Annotated in this window: 2 protein-coding genes; one reads left to right on the top strand and one right to left on the bottom strand. The window is 35.3% G+C overall.

The window, feature by feature from the left end:
* Positions 1–90: 90 nt before the first annotated feature.
* A complete protein-coding gene (locus ACKI2P_RS04875; RefSeq protein WP_407375539.1) occupies positions 91–1470 on the top strand; it encodes a 2,3-diphosphoglycerate synthetase in 1380 nt (459 codons plus the stop codon).
* Between the two features lie 146 nt (positions 1471–1616).
* On the opposite strand, the gene ACKI2P_RS04870 is transcribed toward ACKI2P_RS04875, so the two are convergent.
* Complete coding sequence (locus tag ACKI2P_RS04870; RefSeq protein WP_407375537.1) at positions 1617–1877, bottom strand: transcriptional regulator; 261 nt, start codon at positions 1875–1877, stop codon at positions 1617–1619.
* Between the last annotated feature and the right edge of the window lie 63 nt (positions 1878–1940).

Below are 1940 nucleotides of genomic sequence, written 5' to 3'. Positions count from 1 at the left end.
TTTATACAAAAATTCAAAAAAAGTAATAAGTGAATATTCAAGGAAATATCAAATCAAATCTATTTATATTTAAAAATTATATACAATAATATGAAAGCCTTAAATAAAATGCTTTGTTTAGTTGACGGAGAACACTACCTGCCAGTCACACAAGAAGCAATAGATACCTTAAACAACTTGGAACACATTGATATTGTAGGTGCAGTTTTTATTGGAGGAACCGAAAAGCTGAGAGATGATTCTGAAGAATCCTACTCAGAAAAATTGGGAATTCCCGTCCAGTTTGCAAAAGACAAGGACATTCCATACGATATCATTGTGGAAATGATTCAAACATATGACGTTGACACAGTAATGGATTTGAGTGATGAACCAATTCTTGACTATCCTAAAAGATTCAAAATAGCATGTAAGGTATTGAATGAAGGAATAACCTATGAAGGACCTGATTTTAAATTCGAACCACCATCACAATATGACATAATGGAAAAACCATCTATAACAATTTTAGGAACTGGAAAACGTATAGGAAAAACCGCCGTTTCAGGATTCGTATCAAGACTTATCGACAAAAACGGATACGAACCGTGCGTAATTGCAATGGGAAGAGGCGGACCTGAAGAGCCTGAAATCGTTCATGGAGAGGAACTTAAAATAGATGCCGAATTCCTTCTGGAACAGTCCGAAAAAGGAGTGCATGCCGCAAGTGACCATTGGGAAGATGCACTTATGAGCAGAATTCTAACCATAGGATGCAGACGCTGCGGCGGAGGAATGGCAGGTGAAGTATTCATGACAAACATGAAGAAAGGTGCAAAACTTGCCAATGAAGTAGATTCCAAATTCGCCATATTTGAAGGAAGCGGAGCTGCAATACCTCCAATTAAAACAAACAAGAAGATTGTCCTTATCGGTGCAAACCAGCCGATTGAAAACCTCACTACATACTTCGGACCGTTCAGAGTAGGTCTTGGAGATCTGGTTATCCTCACAATGTGTGAAGAGCCTATGTGCAGTGACGATAAAATAGAGAAAATCGAAAAATTCGTCAAGGATGTGAATCCCGACGCAACCGTAATTTCAACAGTATTCAGGCCAAAACCTTTAGGAGATTTGAGCGGCAAAAACGTTCTTTTCGCAACTACCGCACCTGAAGACGTTAAAGACAAACTGGTTGAATATCTGGAAGAAAACTATGACTGCAAGATCATCGGAACAACAGCACATCTTTCAAACAGGCCTTTACTTAGAAAAGACATGAAAAAATACATGGATGATGCAGACGTCATGCTTACAGAACTTAAAGCAGCGGCAGTTGACGTTGCAACAAAAGATGCCATTGCTCATGGTCTGGAAGTGATATACTGCGATAACATTCCGGTTCCAATCAATGATTCATATCCGGATTTAGGAGAATCAGTAATAAAACTGGTTGATTTGGCAATTGATGATTTTAACAAATCATCATAATTTCCATTTTTTAAAAAAAAAAGAATGTTTCGTTTGAAATACAAACAAAACACGAATATATATACAATAGATTTCATTAAACTATTTTTAACCTTTAAAATTAGTACAAAAATGTTTAATTAGGTTATGTTATTTTCACTTCAGAACTAAATATATTTTAATATTTCAAGTCCTAATTCAGTATTTTTGTATAATCTGCCTTTGCGAGCTTCTTCATTTAAGCACACAACTATATTGTATTCCTTTAAGTCTTTTAGCACATTAGATACATGGTTTGTTCTCAAACCAATGTCTTCAGCAATTGCAGATGGGATTTTTATATTTTCACCGATGCTTTTGATAATGTTGCACCTATACTCAGAGGCCATAACATAGCCTAAAGTTTTAAAAATCTCATCATCATTCATAGTATTTAATAACTCGTATGTTAATTAAAAAGGTTTCTATAATTTACATACACAATAAGCATT

It is taken from the genome of Methanobrevibacter sp. (genome assembly GCF_045541095.1).
Lineage (GTDB): Archaea > Methanobacteriota > Methanobacteria > Methanobacteriales > Methanobacteriaceae > Methanocatella.
This window is presented reverse-complemented; position numbering and strand designations above follow the sequence as displayed.